We start from the raw sequence: 17,267 nt of genomic DNA on the forward strand, positions 1-17,267 counted from the left end.
GGCAAATGCAAGACAAACCATTGCTCATCGCGGGCAAGCAATACAGCTCGCGCCTGCTGGTCGGCAGCGGCAAGTACAAGGACTTGGCGCAAACCCGCGAAGCCACGCTGGCGGCGGGCGCGGACATCATCACGGTGGCGATTCGCCGCGTCAACATCGGCCAGGACCCGCACGCGCCAAGCTTGCTGGACTACGTGCCGCCGCATGAATTCACCATCCTGCCGAATACGGCCGGCTGCTACACGGCGAAGGATGCGGTGTACACGCTGCAGATGGCGCGCGAACTGCTGAACGGCCACAAACTGGTCAAGCTGGAAGTGCTGGGCGACGAGAAGACCCTGTTCCCCAACATGCCGGAAACCCTGGTCGCTGCGCGCGAACTGGTGAAGGACGGCTTCGATGTGATGGTCTACTGCAGCGACGACCCGATCCAGGCGCGCATGCTGGAAGATATCGGCTGCTGCGCGGTGATGCCGCTGGCGTCCCTGATCGGCTCGGGCATGGGCATCCTGAATCCGTGGAACCTGTCGCTGATCATCGAGCAGTCGAACGTGCCGGTGCTGGTCGATGCCGGCGTCGGCACCGCGTCCGATGCGGCCATCGCCATGGAGCTGGGCTGCGACGGTGTGCTGATGAACACCGCCATCGCCGCTGCCGGCGACCCGGTACGCATGGCGCGCGCCATGAAGCTGGGCGTGCAGGCCGGCCGCGAAGCCTTCCTGGCCGGCCGCATGCCGCGCCGTTTCGCCGCCTCGCCGTCGTCGCCGATGGCGGGGAGGCTGGCATGAGCGACCGGCCTTGCGTGCTGGTGTTTTCCGGCGCCGATCCTTCGGGCGGCGCCGGCATGGCGGCCGACATCCAGGCCATCACGGCGATGGGCGCGCATGCGCTGCCGGTGCTGACGGCCATTACGGTGCAGGACAATAACCGGGTGCATGCGGTGATGCCGCTGGCGCCGGAAGTGGTACTGCAGCAGGCGCGCGCGCTGCTGGCGCAGGTGCCGGTGGCGGCGGTGAAGATCGGCATTCCGGGCAGCGCGGAAAATGCGCAAGCCATCGCGATGCTGCTCTGCGAGCTGCGTGCCACGCATCGCGCCGCGGCCGGTGCGGCGCCGGGCTGGGCGCAGCGCCTGTACAGCGATCCGCCGGTGGTGCTCGATCCAGTGCTGCGCAGCGGCCATGGCGATGCGCTGGGGCGCGACGATGCGGTGCAGGCGCTGGCGCCCCTGCTGCCGCTGGCCACGCTGATCATGCCGAATGGCCCCGAGGCCGCGGCCCTGGCCGGCAATGCGGCGCGCTATCGCGCGCCTGTCCGGGCAAGCGCGGCGGCGGCATCCGGCATCGGTGCTGCGGCACGGTCGCCGGTGCCGTCCATGGCTGGTGCGCTGGCTGCGGCGGGTGATGCGCCTGAAGGCGAGGCGGGCGAGGCGGGCGGGGTTGCGCTGGTGGACGCGGCACCAATGGTGGCGCTGGCGGCGCCCGGAGTGCCGCCGGCCTGGCACGGCACCGCGCATGGCGATGCCTTGACCCATGCACGTGCGCTGCGGGCGCTGGGCTGCACCCACGTGCTGGTCACGGGCGGCCACGATGAAGGCAGCGACGTGGTAATCAATCGCTGGCTCGGGCCTGACCGCCAGCAGAACTGGAGCTGGCCGCGCCTGCCGGGCGATTTTCACGGCAGCGGTTGCACCCTGGCCGCCGCCACGGCAGGCCTGCTGGCATTGGGCAACACGATGGCGCAAGCATTGACCAAGGCGCAAGGCTATACCCAGCGCGCACTGGCCGCTTCATACGCGATCGCGCCCGGCCAGCGCATTCCGCAGCGATAAGGAGAAATCATGCAAGGACTTTACCTGGTCACTCCCAATTGGGACGATACCGACAAACTGCTCGAGGTGAGCGAGCAGGCGCTGCGCGCTGGCGTCGCGCTGCTGCAATACCGCCACAAGGACGCTAGTGCGGCGCTGCGGCGCGAGCAGGGCGGGGCGCTGCGCGAGCTTTGCCACAAGTACAGCGTGCCGTTCCTGGTGAACGACCACGTGGCGCTGTGCCGTGAACTGGGCGCCGATGGCGTGCACCTGGGCGGTACCGATGCGCCGCTGGCCGAAGTACGCGCTTCGCTCGGCCCCAACAAGCTGATTGGCGCTTCCTGCTACGGCGAGCTGGCGCGCGCCCAGGCAGCGCAGGCGGCCGGCGCCAGCTACGTGGCATTCGGCGGCTTTTACCCGTCGAAGGTGAAGCAGTACGCCGTCACCACGCAGCCGTCGATCCTGCGCCACGCACGTGAAGTGATCGGTGTGCCGCTGTGCGTGATCGGCGGCATGACGGCGCAAAATGCAGCGCCGCTGGTGGCCGAGGGAGCGCAAATGGTGGCGGCCATCACCAGTGTTTACCTGGCCGATGATGTAGCGGCTGCAGTGCGGGAATTTCAGTCTATAATTTCCCCATTAGCATAACCATAAGGTTGACGCCGATGAACGCCCAGACTCCGCCAAAGCGCCTGATCCTGATCGTCGATGATGACAAGATCCTGACCGAGTTCCTGGGCGAGCTGCTTGCCCGTGCCGGCTACGACACCATGCTGGCGCATTCATCGGACCAGGCCTTGTCCCTGATCGCCGAGCGCGAACCCGACCTGGCCCTGCTCGACATTCACATGCCCGGCATGTCGGGCCTGGAACTGGCCAAGCAGTTGAACCGCAACACCACGGTGCCTTTCATGTTCCTCTCCGGCCGCGGCGACGCCGACGCCGGCAAGCAGGCCGCCGCTTATGGCGCGGTGGGCTTCGTGGTGAAGCCGGTCGACGAGCACCACCTGATGCCGGCTTTTGAAGCCGGCCTGGCGCGCGCCGACGAAATCCGCCAGTTGCGGCGCACTGAAATCAACCTTAATGCAGCACTGGCAGCCGGTCGCGAAACCAGCCTGGCCGTGGGACTGTTGATGTGCAAGTACCAGACCGACCGCAACACCGCCTTCGAAGTGTTGCGCGACCATGCCCGTTCCAGCCGGCGCAAGATCAACGAGGTAGCCGACCAGCTGCTGGCGGCGGAAGAAATGTTGAACGGTTTGCATGCTGCATTTAACTCACGCCTGAAGAAATAAAGCTTTCCGCGGGCCGCGCGCTTGCTTTAGACTATTCCGGTGGGCCCCGACTCGCCCACCGTAATCCCCTTCAGCGGCCGCCCCTCCTTCGCGGCCCGGCAACATCCTTCGGCCCAGCTCCGCCGACCATCCCCTGCAGTGCGGAGAACCGCTTCATGAACATGCCATTTGATTTGCATCCGGCGCCACGGGTGCTGCACGTCGACCACGACGAAGATAGCGCCGTCGTCCTCGCCACCTTGCTGGCGCCTGAAATCCACGTGGTGCACGCATCGAGCTACAGCCAGGCGCAAAGCCAGTTGCAGCAAGGCGAGTTTGCCCTGGTGGTGATCGACCCCGACCTGCCGGACGGCGACGGCCACGCCTTGATCCGCTGCATGCGACAGACCGAGCAGAACACCCCGGTGCTGCTGTATTCGGGCAGCCAGCCGATGCTGCATCACCAGGCCCACGCCTTCCTGCCCAAGCCCTGGACTTCGCCGCGCCAGCTCTGGCGCACCGTGTCGCACATGCTGGGACTGGAGTCCACGCTGGCTGTCAGGAGTTAGGCTATGCTGTCGTCTTTATCAGTTTTGGAGTACCGGGATGAAGACGAGAGCAGCTGTGGCATGGAAGGCGGGAGCGCCGCTGACCATTGAAGAGGTGGACCTGGATGGCCCGCGCGCGGGCGAGGTGCTGGTGGAGATCAAGGCCACCGGTATTTGCCATACCGACCACTACACCCTGTCCGGCGCCGATCCGGAAGGGCTGTTCCCGGCCATCCTTGGCCACGAAGGCGCAGGCGTAGTGGTTGACGTCGGGCCGGGCGTCACTTCGCTCAGGAAAGACGACCATGTGATCCCGCTGTACACGCCGGAATGCCGCCAGTGCAAATTCTGCCTGTCGCGCAAGACCAACCTGTGCCAGGCGATCCGCTCGACCCAGGGCAAGGGCCTGATGCCGGACGGCTCCAGCCGCTTCTCGCTGGACGGCAAGCCGCTGTTCCACTACATGGGCACCTCCACCTTCTCCAACTACATCGTGGTGCCGGAGATTGCGCTGGCCAAGATCCGTCCCGACGCGCCGTTCGACAAGGTATGCTACATCGGCTGCGGCGTCACCACCGGCGTGGGCGCCGTGCTGTTCACTGCCAAGGTGGAAGCTGGTGCGAACGTGGTGGTGTTCGGCCTGGGCGGCATTGGCCTGAACGTGATCCAGGCGGCCAGGATGGTGGGCGCCGACAAGATCATCGGCGTCGACATCAACCCGGCGCGCGAAGCGATGGCGCGCCAGTTCGGCATGACCCACTTCATCAATCCGCGCGGCGTCGAGAACGTGGTGGACGCCATCGTGCAACTGACCGACGGCGGCGCCGATTACAGCTTCGAGTGCGTCGGCAATACGCAGCTGATGCGCCAGGCGCTTGAGTGCTGCCACAAAGGCTGGGGCAAATCGATTGTGATCGGCGTGGCGGCGGCAGGGCAGGAGATTTCGACCCGTCCGTTCCAGCTGGTCACCGGCCGCCACTGGCTCGGCTCCGCTTTCGGCGGCGCGCGCGGCCGCACCGACGTGCCGAAGATCGTGGACTGGTATATGGAAGGCAAGCTCAAAATCGATGAGCTGATCACCCACACCCTGCCGCTGGAACGCATCAACGAAGGCTTCGACCTGATGGAACGCGGCGAATCGATCCGCTCCGTGGTCGTGTATTAAGCATCCTGGGCGGCGAATTGCGCCGCCTGTCGCAAATCCCGCGCCGCGCTGCCGGCGCGCGGCTACATTGGCTCCTGAGCGCTTGCATCCGCATCTAGACAAAAAGTTCTAGACACAAAGATCTAGATCATTTAATCTAGTTTGCAAGGACACCATCAAACCGGAGCCGCCTGCCATGAGCAACCTGCTGAACGCCGTCATCCCCGCCCTGGGCTGGTCCCTGCTGCACTTTCTGTGGCAAGGCCTGCTGATCGGCTGCGTCGCGGCATTGCTCCTGCACGCCCTGCGCAATGCCCGGCCGCAAGCGCGTTACCTGGTCGCCTGCACCGCCTTGCTGATGTGCGCCGCACTCCCGCTGGCCCATTTCGCATGGCGCCTGGCCGACGCAGCCGACACCGGCTACGTACTGCCCGCCCCACTGGAAGCCACCGCCATCGCCGCCATCCCCGGCGTAGCAGGCGGGCAGGGCGGCGAAGCAGCGCTGGTCGACATTGATGCCATGGCATCCTGGGAATACCTGCTGCGCCGCCAGATGCCCTGGCTGGTGCTGCTGTGGGCCGCCGGCGCTGCGCTGATGACGCTGCGCCTGTCGCTTGGCCTGCAATGGGTGCGCACCCGCACCCTGCCCAATCATTACCACGCCGACGCCAGCTGGCAGGCACGCACCACCGCGCTGGCGCAGCGCATGGGCATTCGGCGCCTGGTGCGACTCGGCGTATCGGACGATGCGCTGGAAGGCCCGATCACGGCCGGTATCCTGCGCCCGATCGTGCTGCTGCCAGCTTCGCTGGTCAGCGGCCTGCCGCCCGATTTGCTGGAAGCACTGCTGGCGCACGAGCTGGCGCATGTACGCCGCCACGACTACCTGGTCAACCTGGTCCAGAGCGGCATCGAGATTTTCCTGTTCTACCACCCCAGCGTGTGGATGCTGTCGCAATGCATCCGGCGCGAGCGCGAACAGATAGCAGACGACTTAGCCGCAAGCACGCTCGGCGAACCGCGGCGCCTGGCACTTGCACTTTCAGAGCTGGACAGATTCCAGTTCACCACCCATCACTTTGCTGCCCCCGCGGCAAACGGAGGAGACCTCATGTCCCGAATCAAACGCCTGATCCGTCCCGATGCACAGCCACTGAGCTGGAAGATGGCGACCCCGTTGTTAGGAATTTTTGCGGCCTGCGCCGCGCTGTATGCCCACGCGATGCCGCAAGCAGTGTCGCTCCCGGCCGCCAGCGCTGTTACCGCAGCCGCTCCCGACGCCGCGCCGGCAGGCGCCATGCTGTTGCACGTCACCGATGCCGACGACCCGCACGACGTGGAGCCCGCGCCACCGGCCCCGCCGGCGCCTCCCGCAGTCGCTGCGCCGCCCGCCCGCCCGGCCCCGCCGGTGGCCGAACTGGCGCCGCCCGCACCGCCCGCCGCGCCGATGGCCGCCGTACCGATGGCAGCCGTACCCGCTCCGCCCAAACCACCGAAGCCGCCGAAGGAACTGAAGGAGATCGAAAGCAGCAGCTACATCTCGATCGACGACGGCAGCCGCAGCGCCTACGCCTTCGTGCGTGACAACGACAAGCACCTGTCGGTGAACGGCTTCCACGGCGCGCCAAGCGACCTGACGATGCTGAAGCGCCTGCGCCAGGATACCAAGGGCGAATTCATCTACGTTCGCAAAGACGGCAAATCCTACGTGATCCAGGACCCGGTCCTGCTGGGCAAGGTGCGCGACCTCTGGAAGCCAGCCGAAGCGCAAGGAAAGCTGATGGATGAACAGGGCAAGCTGATGGACGTCCAAGGCAAGCAAGTGGAAGCGATGAGCGACCAGGTTGCGAAAGAAGTCGAAGCCGCCATGGGCAGCAAGGAGCAGCAAGCCCTGGAACGCGACCTGGAGCGCAAGATGGAACTGTCCGCACGGCAGCAAGAACGCATCGGGCGCGCCATGGAAAAAGCCGGCCGCAAGATGGCAATGGCCGACGACAAGACCCGCGCCCAGCTGGAACGCGACCTGGAAAGCCTGCGCAAGCAGATGGAACCGCTGTCGGCGGAAATGGCGCGTCAGGGCAGTGAGATCGGCGCCCGCCACGCCGCGCTGGCAGCACGCCAAGCCCCGATGGCCGCCATGCACGCCCGCATCGCCGAAGCCTCCAAACCGCTGCACGAAATGGGCCGCAAGATGGGCGAGCTGGGACGCGAACAAGGCCGCCTGTCGCGTGAAGCGGACAAAGCTTCGCGCGCCCTGATCGACGAAGCCATCAGCAACGGCAGCGCCAAGCCAGTCCTGTAATAAAAGTCGGGGTCAGGTCTGGGACTTGGTGACGCAGCCGGAATCCTCATGCGCGGGCCAGCTGTTCCGGCAACAGCAGCGCCTCGAATTCGGCCACCGGCAGCGGAGCGCCGAACAGGTAGCCCTGGAAGGCGCGGCAGCCCTGGTGTGCGAGATAGTTCTTTTGTTCCAGCGACTCAACGCCTTCGGCAATGGCCGACAGCCCCATGCTGTCGGCCAGGGTCAGGATGGTCTTGGTGATGGCGGCATCGTCGGCATTGTGCACGATGTCGCGCACGAAAGAGCGGTCGATCTTCAACTGGCACAGCGGCAGGCGCTTCAGGTAAGCCAGCGAGGAATAGCCGGTGCCGAAGTCGTCCAGGGAGATGCCGATGCCGGCCGCCTTCAGCAGCGCCATTTTGCCAATCGATGCTTCCACGTCGTCCAGCAGCAAGCCTTCGGTCAGCTCCAGCTTCAGCAAGTGCGGCGAGGCGCCGCTGCGCACCAGCGCGCCCATTACCTGCTCGACGAAGTCGGCCTGGTAGAACTGGCGCGGGCTGACGTTCACTGCTAATTCCAGCGAAGCTGTCAATGGTTCGTGCGCCCAGGCTACCAACTGGGCGCAGGCTTGCTCCAGTACCCAGGCGCCGAGCGGCAGGATCAGGCTCGACGCCTCGGCCGCAGCAATGAAGTGCATCGGCGGCACCAGGCCGCGTACCGGGTGCTGCCAGCGCAGCAGGGCTTCAGCGCCGGTGATGCGTCCTTCAGCATCGACTTGCGGCTGGTAGTGCAGCATGAACTGCCGCAGCGACAGGCCCTGGCGCAAGTCCGCATCAAGGGCGGCGCGGGCGCTGACCACGGTTTGCATGGCGGGGTCGAAGAAGCACATGGTATTGCGGCCGGCCGCCTTGGCCTGGTACATCGCGAGGTCGGTTTGCTTGAGGAGGTCCTCCAGGCTTTCCTGTTCGCCGCGGAACACCGTGATGCCGACACTGGAGGTGCAGCTGTGCTGGTGCGGGCCCATGATGTACGGTTCGGTCTGCCTCGCCAGCAGCTTGGCGCCGATGGCGCGCGCCTGTTCGGCGGCCAGTTCGGTATCGTCGGACAGGTTCTCCAGCATGATCACGAATTCGTCGCCGCCCAGGCGCGCCACGGTATCGCTCTCGCGCACGCAGCCGACGAAGCGGCGCGCGGCCTGCTGCAGCAGCATGTCGCCAACGTTGTGGCCCAGCGTGTCGTTCAGGTCCTTGAAGTTATCCAGGTCGATGAACAGCAGCGCACCGCATTGGCCGGTGCGTGCGCTGGAAGCCAGCGCGTGCTGCAGGCGGTCCATCAGGCAGCGCCGGTTCGGCAACTGGGTCAGGAAGTCGAATAGCGCCAGGTTGCGGATTTCCTGCTCCGAGGCTTTGCGTTCGGTGATGTCGGTCAGCGCACACACGTGGTGGGTGATTTCACCGGCCGCGTCGCGCACGGCCGTCACCACCAGCCAGCACGGGAAACGCCCTCCGCTCTTGCGCAGTTGCCATACTTCGCCCTGCCAGGCGCCATGGGCGGTTACACCATCCCAGATGCGCTGTTGCAGCGCGGAGTCGTCGCATACCAGCAGTTCGCGGTCCAGCGCATCGCGCTCGGAAAAGCCGGTGATGTCGGTGTAAGCGCGGTTGACGCGCAAGATCATGTGATCTGCATCGGTGATGGCCATGCCTTCCAAAGACTCGAATGCGGTGGCGGCAACGCGCAGGTCGGCGTCCGCCTTTTGCTTCTCGCGCAGGTAGAGCGCGGTGGCGGTGGCTGCGGCGACCAGCATGCTTCCCGTGAATTCGATCAGCATGAATAGCCAGAAGCGGCGCGTACCCTGGTGCTGCAAGGCCGGCAACGGCCGCGGCACCGTGACCGAGAGGCTGCCATCGGACAAGGAGCGGGATGCCAGCACGCTTGGGGTGCGCGCGCCGCCTATGCGCGCCGCGGCCGGCATGCCGGCCGCGTCCCAGGGTTCCAGCGAGACGCTGGCGAAACGTTCGCGCCCATAGCGCTGGCGGCGCTGCGCCGGGTCCAGCCGGCTCACGCGGGCCTCGGGCAAGGCCTGGTGGCGCAGGGTTGCATCGGCCGAGTGGATGATGACGCCGTTGCTGTCGGCCACCCAGGCTTGCGACGGACCTGCCATGGTGGCTAATGCGCCGGCATTCAACTTGACCACCGCGACGCCGAGGAATTTGTCGCCATCGCGCACGGCGTGGGCGTAGTACAGGGCGCCCGTCTGGCCGTCGCGGCCGACGCCATATTGCTGTCCTTCTTCGCTGGCGTGCGACTGGATGAAGTAGTCGCGGCTGGAGAAATTGCGGCCGACATACAAGGCCGTCTCGGCCAGGTTGCTGGTGGCGATGCAGGTACCGCCGGCATCGAGCACAAACATGCTGTCGACCTTCAAAGCGCGCGCAGTCTGCGCCAGCCGTTCGTTCGATGCCTGGTCTGCTGAGCCCTGCAGCGCTATGCTGCGGATGGCGGCATCACGCGCCAGCATCAAGGCGAAGCCGCGCAGTCGCGCCGTACTTTCTTCGATGCTGCTGGCGACGTTGTCGGCCTGGTCCTGTGCTACTTTCAGCTCATGCTGGTACACCTCGTCGGACATGCGCTGCTGGAAGTAGCTGGCGCCCAGCCACGCGATCACGCTCCAGCCGAGGATCAGCATGGCGATCAGGCGGTAGGAGCGCTCGAAGGTGAACAGGCGGCGCTTGCCGACATAGGTGGCGACAATGGTGACAACAATCAGCAGGCTGGTGAACACCAGGACGGAAGCAGCCAGTATGCTTGGACTGATGTGCGCAGTCTCCGCGACGTTGGCCGCGGCGCTGCTGCCACGGCCGTCGCGCACGAAATAGGCCGCGGCCATCGCGGTGTAGTGCATGCAGGCCACCGCCAGGCCCATCACCACGGAACTCCACAGCGGGGACGCCCAGCGTCCCTTTAATCGCGCCAGCCGGAACTTGAGCCACAAGGCCAGCGTTGCCATCGCCACGGCCACTGCGATCGACAGCAGGAACAGGCGCAGGTCGTACTGGATCATGCCGTCGAACTGCATCGCCGCCATACCGGTGTAGTGCATGGCGCCGATGCCGGCGCCAAGCAGGGTGCCGGCGATCCACAGCCGCGGCGTGTTGGGCGGGCCTTGGCTGATGACGTGCAAGGCCAGGCCGCTGGCCAACATGCCGGGTACGGTGGACAGGAGTGTCAGTCCGGCGTCATAGCTGTTGGTGCAGGGCAGGGTGAAGGCCAGCATGCCCACGAAGTGCATGGCCCAGATGCCCAGGCCCAGGCAGCCGCCGCCCGCAGCCAGCCACCCCGCGCGGCGTGCCCGATTCGCTGCGGAAGGCAGCAGCTGCGCTACCAGCAGCGCAGCGTAGGAAGCGAAGATAGCGACCGCCACTGACAGGGTGACCAGCACGGCGTCGTAGTGGCCAAGGTAGAGCACACTGCTGTCGGGCGCGCCGAGGACGAGGATCAGGTAGTCGAACATTGCAACCCTTATCTGTTTGTATTGCAGTGTGGGCAGCGCTCTCCTCAATCTAACAGAAAAAAATCCCCGCAGAAATCAACTACTTAAAGGCAAGGTACTGCGCGGCCAAGGTTCCGACCAGGCGGCGACCTTGGTTGCTGCCTGCAATCCACTCTTCGGGGGGGAACAGGTCGAACAGGCCGACCTTGGCGACGGTCGGGATGGCTGCTTCCAGTTGCTGTTCAAGGTCGCCGCGTTCGCCGGCGTTATACAACTCGATATTGCGCAGCATGGTGGCGACAGTGCCGGTTTGCACCTTGCTGCCGTCTTTTAGCTGCACCAGCGGCAGCGATTCGCCGTCGGCAAGGATTTTCTGGTTGATGGCAGCGAGGTCGTTAGCGGTATTCATTATTGTTCCTTTCATATGTGTGAGGCGCATATTCGCACGTCCCGCCGCGTCTTCAAGGCCCCGAATCACAGCTTGGCGGTTTCGCGACAACATGTGGCGAAAACCCATCATTCAGTACAATGCAGCCACCATGCAAACGAGATTCCTGACACCCGGCGATGCCGCTGCCTATCATTCCTTGCGCCTGGAAGGCCTGCGCGAAGCGCCTTCGGCATTCACAGCCAGCTTTGAAGAGGAGTCCACCACGCCACTCAGCGAAATCGCGAGGCGCCTGTCGCCAGGATCGGGACGCGAATATCTAGGCGTGTTCAATGAGGAGGCCTTGGTTGCGATCGCGCGCGTGGATCGCGACAGCAGCTCAAAGCAACGCCACCGCGCCCACATTCGCGGCGTGTACGTCTCTACCGCCCAGCGAGGGAAAGGCGCTGCGCGCAAGCTGATGGAGCGGGCGCTGGACTGTGCCGCTTCACTGGAAGGTGTGACCTACGTCAGCCTTGCCGTCACGGCCGGCAACGAAGCTGCGCAAAAACTGTATGAGTCGCTGGGCTTTAAGGCCTGGGGCTATGAGCCTGCCGCGCTGGTTGTCGATGGCGTGAGGTACGACGAGATCCCGATGACGAAGGTGCTCGCGCCTGATGCCAGGGACACTTAAAGCAGTTTGATGACCGCCACGCCGGCCAGCAGCAGCACGACGCCAGTCAGCCGCAGCGCCGAAACGTCGCGTTGCGGCAGCCGGAACCAGCCATGCCGGTCGACGAAGACAGACGCCACTTGCTGCCCGGCGACCGTCAACCCGATTGCAGCCGAGGCACCGATGACCGGAATCGCGGTAAAGACAGTCGTGACATAGATCGCGCCGGCGAAGCCGCCGAGCCATCCCCACCAGGGCATGGAAGGCAGGCCTTGCAACGTAGGCGCCGGTGCGCGCAGTACCGTGGTCGAAAACAGCAGCGCCACAGCCATCGCCAAGGTGGCGACCAGGAAGCTTACGGCACCAACCACCAACGGCGCACCGAGATCATGTCGCAGCAAGCCGTTCACCACGCCCTGAACCGGCAGCACTGCACCGGCAAGCAAGGCGAGCATGATCCAGCCGGCCTTGCCCGCTACCGGGTGTGATTGCCGGCCAGACTGCCCCTTGACGATGATCGCGGCCCCCGCCAGGAGTGCCAGCATGCCGACGGCAAGCGGGGCATCGACTGTACGCGGTGCGTCGCCGGCCAGTCCGGTGACATCAAGGACAAATGACGCCAGCATCTGGCCCGCAATGAAGAGTCCTACTGAAACAATTGCGCCGAGGCGCGGAAACAGCAGGATGGTGGAAACGACATAGATGGCGCTCGCTACCCCGCCGACTGCATGCCACCAAGGTACGTGGGGCAGGGCGGCGGCGGCGGTCAGCGTCCCCGTAAGCAGGGCAAGCACCAGCAGCGCAAGCGTGCCGACCGACAGTTGCAGCGTGGTCGCCGCAAAGGGACTGCCGGTTGCTTTGGACAGTTGCGCATTCGCGCCCGCTTGCACAGCGAGCAGTCCGCCGGCAAACAGCGATGCCGGGATCAGAAGGGTTTCCATGTTTAGCCTCCGAAGAAAATGTGAGTGACGGTCGCGCCCACTGTAGGCTATGCTTCATTGCATGGATATTCCCAATAATCGCGTTTGAGCTATGCAAAAACGCAGAATGAGACTATGAATCAATACGCTACCTACGCCGCTTTGAAAAGCGAAATGGTTGCGTCGGTGGGCTATGCCGGGAGGCTGGAAGTTCCAACCGCGCTGGTGCGAAAAATCGCAGAGTTCCTCGATGCATATCCGGACGACTCGATGACGACTTACTACGCCAATTCATTGCTTGACCAGTTCTATCGAAAAAGAACGAAAGAACGTTCGATCAGGCTATTTGAATTATTGAGCTCATTCCTGAAGAACAAGAGTCCGCTCATCGACTTGTTCTTGCATCGGGTAGCCTGGCGACAGGACCGCTTCCGCGCTGAACAATGCTTTGACGCCGCAACAATCTGGTCAGCGATACGCGATCTTGACGATGGCTACGACAAGGCAAACTGCATTGGCCAATATGCTTACCTGCTTACCGACGAAGTCGCCAGCCAGGCGTACCACACCATCCTCGAACTCCACGAACCGTACAAAACAAGGGCTCTTGCCGGCATCTACCCCAGGATGGATACGCTTCGCAAAACGGAGATCCTGAGCTACTTGCTGCAACAATTTGCCTCCGGATCTTCTGAGGCCGCGTATCGTCTTAAGTTCATGTTCCCGTACATGGATAGTGCCTCCCGAGCCAAAGTGGTAGCCGCCCACCTTGGCCTGCCGGACGTACCGGAGGGGCTCATTGCCTATCTTGTTGTCCGCAACGCAGCCTATTTCGAGTACGACGATGCAGTCAGGCTGGCGGCCAGGGCCAGACTTTTCGAGTCGGACTATTACAGGAACCGCTGCCTGCTTAAACTAGCCGCCTTTCTGCACGACGGGGAAGTCGAAAAACTGTATGAGCAGTTTATGTTGGACTTCAACACGCAGCCGGCTACCTCAGCGAGGATACATAACCTGTACCATTTTGGATCGGTGCTGAAAACGCTGGACCCGACTCGCGTCATCAGCCTGGCACTGGAAAAAATTGAGTGCCTTGACGATTCCGCAAGCGACTATTACGAGCAAGCCAAGTATGGCGAAATGATGTTTGTCATGCCGCTGCTGACCGAAGCTCACAGGGAGCGGGCATTCGGCATCGCAGGGACGATCAGGGGGCGCTACGGGAAAGCTGTCGTGTCGAAGCTGAACGCCCATTTCACAAACAGCAAAGACTTTTGTGACTTCAGGGGGGCTCCGATATTCTATTGAATGGAAATTGCAGGTCCAACGGAAATCCAGGTCTTCGCTGCACCGCCAGGTATGTACGGGATCCCTATCACGTTGAAGTAAGCATGCTTTGAGCGAAACGCATTATGTTTCTTATGCCAGGGCATAGCATGATTCAAATACGGGGCGGGAATGGGACATCCCCGCCCCGGGGATGGAGTTAGATCCGTTCCAACTTCGCGACCGAGAGGTCGAGCACCTTCATGCCGAAGGAGCCGAAGTTGATTTGCGCGCGGCAGTTGGCGCCACTGCCTTCGAGATTGACGATCACGCCTTCGCCGAACTTGGCGTGGGCGACCGATTCGCCGATGCGCCAGCCACCGGAGGCACCGGAGCGTTCGTTCATGCGCGCCGCCAGGCGATTGTCGGCGCTTGGCACGGACGGCATTTCATCCCATGCCGACTTGCGTGAACCGGTAGAGAACCAGTTGTTCTGCACGCGTGCCGTCAGCCACTTCAGCGATTCCTCCGGCAGTTCGTCGAAGAAGCGCGACTTCATGTTGTAGCGCGTCTGGCCGTGCAGCATGCGGGTCTGGCAGAACGACATGTACAAGCGCTTGCGCGCACGTGTGATCGCAACATACATCAGGCGACGCTCTTCCTCCACGCCGCCTTCTTCTTTCGAGCTGCTCTCGTGCGGGAACAGGCCTTCTTCCAGGCCGGTGATGAAGACATTGTCGAACTCCAGGCCCTTGGCCGAGTGCACCGTCATCAGCTGCAGCGCATCCTGGCCTTCCTGGGCCTGGTTGTCGCCGGCTTCCAGCGAAGCGTGGGACAGGAATGCGGACAGAGGCGACATCACGGTCGCCAGCGGAGCATCGGCGTCGATGATCTCCACGCCGTCTGCTACCACCACTTGCGCGCCGGCGGAGGCCGAAGCCTGCGGACCGAGGTGCGCAGGCGCCCCCTGTCCGAAGCCTTCTTCGGACACGAACTGCGTAGCAGCGCTGACCATCTGCTCCAAGTTCTCGACGCGGTCGGCGCCTTCCTTCTCATTCTGGTAATGCAGCAGCAGGCCGGAGGAATCCAGCGTGATCTTCACCAGTTCCGGCAGTGCCAGTTGCTGGGTCTCGAAGCGCACCCCCTCAATCAGCTTGGTAAAGGCGGCCAGCGAGGTGCCGGCCTTGCCGACCATGTACGGCACTGCGGCGTACAGCGAGCAGTTGTAGGTGGCTGCTGCGTTCTGCAGTTGCTCAATCGAGCGCGCACCGATGCCGCGCGCCGGGAAATTCACCACGCGCAGGAAGGCCGAATCGTTATGCGGGTTGTCCATCAACTGCAGGTAAGCGATGGCATGCTTGACCTCAGCGCGCTGGAAGTAGCGCAGGCCGCCGTACACGTGGTAAGGCATGCCGGCCGAGAACAGGGCATGTTCGATCACGCGCGACTGCGCATTCGAGCGGTACAGGATCGCGACTTCGCGGCGCAGGGCTCCCTCGGCGATCAGCGACTTGGCTTCTTCAATGATCCACTGCGCTTCCTGCAGGTCCGAGCTGGCTTCGTACACGCGTACCTGCTCGCCATGGCCGGCGTCGGTGCGCAGGTTCTTGCCCAGGCGGCGGCTGTTGTTGGCGATCAGCAGGTTGGCCGAATCCAGGATGTGGCCGTGCGAGCGGTAGTTCTGTTCCAGCTTGATCAGGTTCTTGACCTGGAACTCGCTTTCGAAGGCCTGCATATTGCCTACGTTGGCGCCGCGGAAAGCGTAGATGCTCTGGTCATCGTCGCCCACGGCGAACAGCGCGCCGCCGAATGGCGAGGCATGGCCAGCCATCAGTTTCAGCCAGGCGTACTGCAGGTTGTTCGTATCCTGGAACTCGTCGACCAGGATGTGGCGGAAGCGTTGCTGGTAGTGCTGGCGCAGCGGTTCGTTGCGCGACAACAGTTCGTAGGTGCGCAGCAGCAGTTCGGCGAAATCCACCACGCCTTCGCGCTGGCACTGGTCGTCATAGAGCTGGTACAACTCGACCAGTTTGCGCTCCAGCGCGTCGTAGGCCTCCACCTGCGAGGCGCGCAAGCCCTGGTCTTTGTTGTTATTGATGAAGTACACCACCTGCTTCGGCGGGAACTTTTCATCGTCGATATTGTTCGCCTTCAGCAGGCGCTTGATCATCGATAGCTGGTCTTGCGAATCGAGGATCTGGAAAGTCTGCGGCAGGGCCGCATCCTTGTAGTGGGTGCGCAGCAAGCGGTTGCACAGGCCGTGGAAGGTGCCGATCCACATGCCGCGTGTATTGATCGGCAACATGGCGCTCAGACGGGTGAGCATTTCCTTTGCCGCTTTGTTGGTAAAGGTCACCGCCAGCACGCCGGACGGGGATACCTGGCCAGTCTGGATCAGCCACGCGATACGGGTGGTCAGCACGCGCGTCTTGCCCGATCCGGCACCGGCCAGAATCAGGGCATTTTGCGGTGGCAGGGTGACTGCTGCGAGTTGTTCGGGATTGAGGTTGTGGAGGAGATTTTGCATCCCTCCATTATACCGGCGCAGCGCTTGGGAGGCCGGGAGACGGGGCGTGGCGGCTGGCTGGTCTCGTCATTGGTGATTGATAGGCCCGGAGTTTGGCGTCATAATTAGGTTTGTTAAAACGTTAATATGATGCCGAATTTACGTTGGGCCCGGACATGACAATGGACACATCAGATCAAACCAAGCTTCTTGCGAAGGCGCTCTACGAAATTCGGCTGCTTCTTTCTGGCTATCTTGGCAGTTCCGTGGACGCAGACATGTCGGTGCGCATCGCGGCGCACATCGCGTATGCTCTCCATAATGAGGCTTTAGCAGTTTGTGACGGAGACACCTTTGACTTGGCTGGCGCTACCAAAAAAATCGAGGCAATTGATCGCTTGCTCGATCAACGAGTGAGCGAACGCTTGTTATGAAAGCGCTTTTGCCCAACCATTCCGTCAACCGGGCCTCCGCAACGCTGCTCGTTGCTATGGCCGCTTACGTTCAACGTTGGGTCTCACATGGTTAAGGTCAGGCTTGCTAAGAATGCTGACGTACCTCAAGTTGGCGCGCTTTACGTCGAGGCTGGATACGGTGGTGGGATCGATGAAAACGACACAGTAATTGTTGCCACCGCGAGCGAGAAAATTGTTGGTGCGGTACGCTTATGTTCTGAAGATGGCGTCACAGTGCTTCGAGGCATGCAGGTCAGCGAAACGTTCCAAAGGCAAGGAATCGGTTCGCAGTTGCTGAAGGCTTGTGCCGGGCATATGGACATTGGCCAAGCGTTTTGCCTGCCATATTCACACCTCGCGGAGTTCTACGGTGCCGCGTCGTTTGAAGCCGTCAGTGCCGAAGAGCTGCCGGACTTTTTGGCCAAGCGGCTATACTCATATTTGGCTCGGGGCCAAGACGTTATTGCTATGCGGCGTAATGGGCCCAACCAAGCATTCCAGCCGACGCCTTCGGCGCGGCTGAATTAGTACAT

General features: G+C 63.1%; 15 protein-coding genes. 11 read left to right on the top strand and 4 right to left on the bottom strand.

Annotated elements, in window-relative coordinates:
- Positions 1-5 precede the first annotated feature (5 nt).
- The 7 genes from ASE26_RS10000 (at position 6) to ASE26_RS10030 (ending at position 7,075) form a co-directional block, all read left to right on the top strand.
- Positions 6-788: a thiazole synthase gene (locus ASE26_RS10000; RefSeq protein ID WP_055932344.1), complete on the top strand. Its 783-nt coding sequence runs from the start codon at positions 6-8 to the stop codon at positions 786-788.
- Positions 785-1,828, top strand: coding sequence for a bifunctional hydroxymethylpyrimidine kinase/phosphomethylpyrimidine kinase (locus ASE26_RS31990; RefSeq protein WP_055932347.1), 1,044 nt, complete (start codon positions 785-787; stop codon positions 1,826-1,828). Before ASE26_RS10000 ends, ASE26_RS31990 begins: the two co-directional genes overlap by 4 nt.
- 9 nt (positions 1,829-1,837) lie before the next feature.
- Entirely contained in the window at positions 1,838-2,455 is a 618-nt protein-coding gene (gene thiE / locus ASE26_RS10010) for a thiamine phosphate synthase (protein ID WP_057246144.1), read from the top strand.
- Positions 2,456-2,472: 17 nt separating this feature from the next.
- Entirely contained in the window at positions 2,473-3,102 is a 630-nt protein-coding gene (locus ASE26_RS10015; protein WP_055932353.1) for an ANTAR domain-containing response regulator, read from the top strand.
- Positions 3,103-3,257: 155 nt separating this feature from the next.
- Positions 3,258-3,650: a response regulator gene (locus ASE26_RS10020; protein WP_055932356.1), complete on the top strand. Its 393-nt coding sequence runs from the start codon at positions 3,258-3,260 to the stop codon at positions 3,648-3,650.
- 37 nt (positions 3,651-3,687) lie between these two features.
- Positions 3,688-4,794 carry an S-(hydroxymethyl)glutathione dehydrogenase/class III alcohol dehydrogenase gene (locus tag ASE26_RS10025; RefSeq protein ID WP_055932359.1) on the top strand — a complete coding sequence of 369 codons (1,107 nt, stop codon included), beginning with the start codon at positions 3,688-3,690 and terminating at the stop codon, positions 4,792-4,794.
- Between the two features lie 175 nt (positions 4,795-4,969).
- On the top strand, positions 4,970-7,075 hold the full coding sequence (locus tag ASE26_RS10030; RefSeq protein WP_057246145.1) for a M56 family metallopeptidase: 2,106 nt from the start codon (positions 4,970-4,972) through the stop codon (positions 7,073-7,075).
- A gap of 46 nt (positions 7,076-7,121) precedes the next feature.
- Here the strand turns inward: ASE26_RS10030 and ASE26_RS31945 are convergent, their stop codons facing one another.
- The gene (locus tag ASE26_RS31945) at positions 7,122-10,568 is read right to left on the bottom strand and encodes an EAL domain-containing protein (RefSeq protein ID WP_055932365.1); all 3,447 of its coding nucleotides are present in this window, start codon (positions 10,566-10,568) and stop codon (positions 7,122-7,124) included.
- 79 nt (positions 10,569-10,647) lie between these two features.
- Positions 10,648-10,956: a hypothetical protein gene (locus tag ASE26_RS10040; RefSeq protein ID WP_200960804.1), complete on the bottom strand. Its 309-nt coding sequence runs from the start codon at positions 10,954-10,956 to the stop codon at positions 10,648-10,650.
- A 130-nt stretch (positions 10,957-11,086) separates the two neighbouring features.
- Here ASE26_RS10040 and ASE26_RS10045 point away from each other — a divergent pair, with 130 nt between their 5' ends.
- A complete protein-coding gene (locus ASE26_RS10045) occupies positions 11,087-11,608 on the top strand; it encodes a GNAT family N-acetyltransferase (RefSeq protein ID WP_057246147.1) in 522 nt (173 codons plus the stop codon).
- Here the strand turns inward: ASE26_RS10045 and ASE26_RS10050 are convergent.
- Positions 11,605-12,528: a DMT family transporter gene (locus tag ASE26_RS10050; RefSeq protein WP_057246148.1), complete on the bottom strand. Its 924-nt coding sequence runs from the start codon at positions 12,526-12,528 to the stop codon at positions 11,605-11,607. The two genes, ASE26_RS10045 and ASE26_RS10050, sit on opposite strands and share 4 nt — an antisense overlap.
- A 114-nt stretch (positions 12,529-12,642) precedes the next feature.
- Between ASE26_RS10050 and ASE26_RS10055 the strand changes: the two genes are divergently transcribed.
- Entirely contained in the window at positions 12,643-13,815 is a 1,173-nt protein-coding gene (locus tag ASE26_RS10055) for a hypothetical protein (RefSeq protein WP_057246149.1), read from the top strand.
- Positions 13,816-13,993: 178 nt separating this feature from the next.
- Here the strand turns inward: ASE26_RS10055 and ASE26_RS10060 are convergent, their stop codons facing one another.
- A complete protein-coding gene (locus tag ASE26_RS10060; RefSeq protein WP_055932381.1) occupies positions 13,994-16,300 on the bottom strand; it encodes a UvrD-helicase domain-containing protein in 2,307 nt (768 codons plus the stop codon).
- 161 nt (positions 16,301-16,461) lie between these two features.
- Here ASE26_RS10060 and ASE26_RS10065 point away from each other — a divergent pair, with 161 nt between their 5' ends.
- Positions 16,462-16,713, top strand: coding sequence for a hypothetical protein (locus ASE26_RS10065; protein WP_200951608.1), 252 nt, complete (start codon positions 16,462-16,464; stop codon positions 16,711-16,713).
- An 87-nt stretch (positions 16,714-16,800) separates the two neighbouring features.
- Positions 16,801-17,262: a GNAT family N-acetyltransferase gene (locus ASE26_RS10070; protein ID WP_057246154.1), complete on the top strand. Its 462-nt coding sequence runs from the start codon at positions 16,801-16,803 to the stop codon at positions 17,260-17,262.
- Positions 17,263-17,267 lie beyond the last annotated feature (5 nt).

This window comes from Duganella sp. Root198D2 (assembly GCF_001428585.1).
Lineage (GTDB): Bacteria > Pseudomonadota > Gammaproteobacteria > Burkholderiales > Burkholderiaceae_D > Rugamonas.